3 protein-coding genes are annotated in these 4,408 nt (G+C 66.3%); 1 reads left to right on the forward strand and 2 read right to left on the reverse strand.

Annotation, left to right across the window (positions count from 1 at the left end; genetic code table 11):
- Both GL263_RS22335 and GL263_RS22340 read right to left on the reverse strand, forming a co-directional pair.
- The coding region (locus GL263_RS22335; protein ID WP_182857542.1) for a hypothetical protein at positions 1 to 1,313 on the reverse strand (1,313 nt) is incomplete at its 3' end.
- Positions 1,314 to 1,342: 29 nt separating this feature from the next.
- Positions 1,343 to 3,817 (reverse strand): toxin glutamine deamidase domain-containing protein, encoded by a 2,475-nt coding sequence (locus GL263_RS22340; protein ID WP_323379522.1) that lies wholly within the window; start codon positions 3,815 to 3,817, stop codon positions 1,343 to 1,345.
- Here GL263_RS22340 and GL263_RS28560 point away from each other — a divergent pair.
- Positions 3,770 to 4,408: hypothetical protein (locus GL263_RS28560; protein WP_228456744.1), on the forward strand; the 639-nt coding region annotated here is incomplete at its 3' end. The genes GL263_RS22340 and GL263_RS28560 overlap by 48 nt on opposite strands.

Genomic DNA, 4,408 nt, shown 5'->3' on the forward strand with positions numbered 1-4,408 from the left:
CTCCCATCCCCCACCCGCCAAGCCCTCACTTCACCTCGGTCGTTGGTGCTCAGCGCATGGCGTCCGGAAGGAGCGGACGACACCTCACGCACGTGGGTGGGAAAGTCGACCGGTACCCGGTACCTGCCCGGCACCCGGCTATGCGACCAGATCGTGCGCCACGGCAATGGCACCGGCGCGTGCTCCACGAGCGCCTCGGCCAGTAGCACGTCTCCTCTCGAGACAGCCGCGTGATGGAGGAAGGCCAGCCACTCACCGTGCGAGCAACTGTCCACCCCGTTGGTCGACAGGTGGTGCAGATCAGCCAGCACCGAGTCGGCCGGTACACCTCTGGGGAAGGCGGCGGGAAGCGGTTCCAGCATGGCCTTTGCCGAGCAGCCGGCCAGCACCGAAGGCTCTCTGGACACCTCGCCGTATCGGCCTACCCGAGCGGCGTGTGCCGGCAATGCCTCGGCGGCATAGCCGGCGAGCGCGGAAGCGTCATCCCGCCCTTCGCGAAGAAGCCCTTCGGCCAACGCCACGGTCAGTCGCTCGCCGTCCTCGCCATCCGTACTCCAACGGATGGCCTGGGCCTGCCATTCCCAGCAGAACCGCACGTGGTCGCGCGTTCGGTCGATCTCCAGCAGTCCGTCGGCCTTGGTGCCCAGCGCACGAAGTTCATCAGTGGCGGCGGGAAAGCCCGCGAGCCGGCAAAGCCCGCCCCACTCCTCGAAGGACACCGTCCGACGCTCTGCCGCGGCCAGCACCCGGACGACCTGGGTCTCGGTAGGCGACAGGTCCGTAAGCAGACCAGCTTCACTACGCCCCATCGCGCCGCTCCACCGGATGACGGGGGCGCGCAGCCCGGCCAGCAGGCCGACGGACGAGTCGATCTCGACCAGGAAGCGCACACCGGTCTTCCGCCAGGCGTTGGCCAACTGCACCAGCCCGCAGCCGAGCAGGCGCAACGGCTCACCCGAGGTGCGCACCGCGCCGGCCCACTGCGCGTTGGTCACGACCACAGTACGTGTCATGCCTGCCCGACGCAGCGCGGCGGAGTAGAAGCTCGCGCTGCGCTCGTGTGGATCGCACGGCACGCCCAACGCGTCGACCAACCGCCCGAAGAACTCCTCGGCAGTGCTGTCCGTGGCGTCGAGCAACAGCGTGTCCGAGCGCTCGGCGGCCCACTGCCTGAGCACCCGCGTCTTGCCGACCGCCAGTCCGCCATCCACACACAACAGACCGCCGTTGGGCACGTGCTCTGTCAGCCAACAATCCAGATAGCCAGTTACGTCCGACGAGGACTCAACCGTGCGCTCCCACATCAGCCCCAATTTCCTCTCCATGCCAGGGCGGCAGCCGCCTAGGCCAAGAGCCCGCCAATCGACTTCAACTTCACCCAGACCCTACCAAGCGCAACCATGTTCTCGGCGTGCGCCCCATCATTGAGCGCCTTCCTGGCCTCCTTGGGACCCGGCTGCTCCGGATCCATCTCTGCCTCCTTGCGGTATTCCGTCGCATAGAAGACATCAACGCCGGGTATTCGCTCCCTCAGAGTCTGCGAGCAATCAGCGAGACCCGCCCCGCGCCCACAGGGTTCTCTATCGGTGAAAAGACTGAGGGGCTGGTACTTGTCTCCGTCCGAGCGGCCTGCGTTCAGGTTGTCCAGATAGTCAAGAAGATGCGGCTCGGAATGCTTACCAACCACCTCCGCCGTACTATTGAATGACGAATCGACGACGAAGCTGACTTCCCCACTCATGGGATTGTAGACCTCGACTACTGCGTAGTTTCGCCCCGTGAAGTCAGGCCTGTGAGGACCAGATTCCCGGAGAGCTCCGGCAACCCCGGCTTTCCCGAAAGCCTCCTTGATCATCTTTTTCAGGTCATCATCTCTGCGACTACTCGAGGGCCATTGATTATTACTGTGAGCATCAACCGATGGCGAAACCTGGACAGTTGCACCCTTCGGCAGTGGATTACCTTCGCTATCCACACCGGCAGCACCCTCGGCATCCGAAGGCGCGTACGGATACGCGCGAGACTCCGGCATGACACCGACAGCATGCGCTGCGTGAAACGAATGACTGAGACGCGCCATCGCAGCCACAGCCGCACCTTGTTCGCCTGGATGCATGTCGGCAAAACCAGGGAGCTTGTCGATGAGATCTTGTCGGCGGAGAGAGGTAATAGATGGCGAGGCCCCGTCTACCTGCTTCGGTACCGTGGAGTTGAGTACCTCGGCCAGTGGACTCTGAGTTGCGGGCGGCTTGGGCGGTTCAGCCCACTGGCTGAGTTGCTGGTATACATGCCCCATATCCACCTGTCGAACCGGATTCGTCTGCCGAAGCTCCTGCTGGCTCTCCATCGGATACATGGAGTTATGTGTCGATTCAGATGTCTCCGCAGGGCCAAGGCGAGGATGATGTTCCTCCTTTCGATGTGGTTCGTTTATCGGGTGACCAGGGTCGACAGTACCCGTTTCGCTCTTTCCGGAACTACCCGCGTGAGGGGGAGCTGGGGAATCCGCGGAGACTGGGCCGGTCGCCCCAGCCGAATCTCGCGGATCAGAATCCGATGCTCCAGGGACGCCGCGGTTCTCAATGCCGACAAGTCCTTGCCTGTCCTCCGACCCACCGCCTTCGTTGATGGCTCGACCGCTGTCGGAATCCGACCTGCCGTCGCTTGCGGGCAAGGCAGCGCTGGATTCGAGCTGTTGCTGACGCTCTGTCGCGAACTCACGCATGGGGCTGTGCGCGTCCGGAGAATCCGGGCGGGTGGTGCGTGGGTCGCCAGGTGTAGTTCCGTTGGAAGGACGCGAGGTCTGATGGCTCCCCACATCACCTTGCTCATGAGGCGCTGAAGAGCGCTTGTTGCCCGCCTCACTGCTTGTGTAACCGTCTTGGTGGTGCTGTGTCTGCGAGCTGTCCGTGTCACCGCCCAGTGCACGAGAGGAACTCCGGTCTTGTCCGTTGCCGCCTTCAGATGGCTCCGAACTCGGACGAACAGGACCACGGTTGCGGGTACTCGGGGACGCCTCCTGGGGCGGGGGTGGCGTCGAGTCGGCCGAGCTTGGCTCGTTGTGTCCCTGTGCGGTGTCGGAGCGGTCGCCGTTCGGCTCGGGGCTGTCCGAGGCGTCGTCCTGAGGGGACGGTTGTGGCGTGTCAGTGGTGTCAGGGTCGGGGCCGGAGGGGTTCTGGGTGTTGTTGTCCTGCTGGTTGTTCTGTGAAGCGGCGTTAGGATCTACCGGGTTGCGGTCGGCGTCGAGGGTGAGGTGCCAGACTCCGACCGCCTGCGGGTGGATCGGGTTGGTGCTCACCTGGCCGGTCTGGCTGTCGACCCAGACGACACGGCCGTTGTGGTTCACGGCGTTGAAGGCGTGGCCGGCGCCGTTCGGCCAGCTCACGACGATGACGGAGGCGGAGCCGTGGCCGGCGTCGAGCAGCTCGCGTTCGATGTTGGCGTAGCCGGTGTCCCGATCGCCGTCGTAGCGGTAGTCGGTACCCGCCCACTCCTGGATGTTCTCGTTGGAACGCCGCTCGGGGCTGGTGATGTCGTAGTTGCCGTCCGGGAGCGCGTCGAGTGTGCGCGGTGCCGAGACCTGCGGGTTGCCGTACCAGGACTCCAGGAATGAACGGCTGCAGTCCGCACAGTTGTTGCCGCGACCCGGCACGGTGTGGCCGCCGTCGTTCTGGACCTGCGTCCAAGGTTGGGTGGGGTCCGGATGACGTTGCGGGGTCCCGTCGGGATCGCGCGGGATCAGGTTCTCGAGCCGCTGCTGGTCGTAGGGGTGTGGCCGCTCGAGACCTCGCGGGCCGCCTTCCATGTCGGCGCGCACATCGCTGAAGTCGCGGCCCGCGCCTGGGTCCGGCGGCGTGGGCGTCGGCTTCCTGTCGCCCTCCGCAGGCTGGTCGGCTTCCGGCGCCTCCTTGCGGGGCTCGTCGTCGCGGCGCGAGTCGTCCTCTCGGCGCGGCTCGTCGTCGCGGCGCGAGTCGTCCTCGCGGCGCGGCTCATCGTCCCGACGCGGCTCGTCGTCGCGGCGCGAGTCGTCCTCGCGGCGCGGCTCATCGTCCCGACGCAGCTCGTCGTCGCGGCGCGAGTCGTCCTCTCGGCGCGGCTCATCGTCCCGACGCAGCTCATCGTCGCGGCGCGAGTCGTCCTCGCGGCGCGGCTCATCGTCCCGACGCGGCTCATCGTCGCGGCGCGAGTCGTCCTCGCGGCGCGGCTCATCGTCCCGACGCAGCTCATCGTCGCGGCGCGAGTCGTCCTCTCGGCGCGGCTCATCGTCCCGACGCAGCTCATCGTCGCGGCGCGGGTTGTCCTCGCGGCGCGGGTCGTCGTCCCGGCGCGGCTCATCGTCGCGGCGCGGGTCGTCGTCCCGTCGCGGGTTGTCCTCGCGGCGCGGGTCGTCGTCCCGACGCAGCTCATC

Source organism: Streptomyces durbertensis (assembly GCF_014156695.1).
Taxonomy (GTDB): domain Bacteria; phylum Actinomycetota; class Actinomycetes; order Streptomycetales; family Streptomycetaceae; genus Streptomyces; species Streptomyces durbertensis.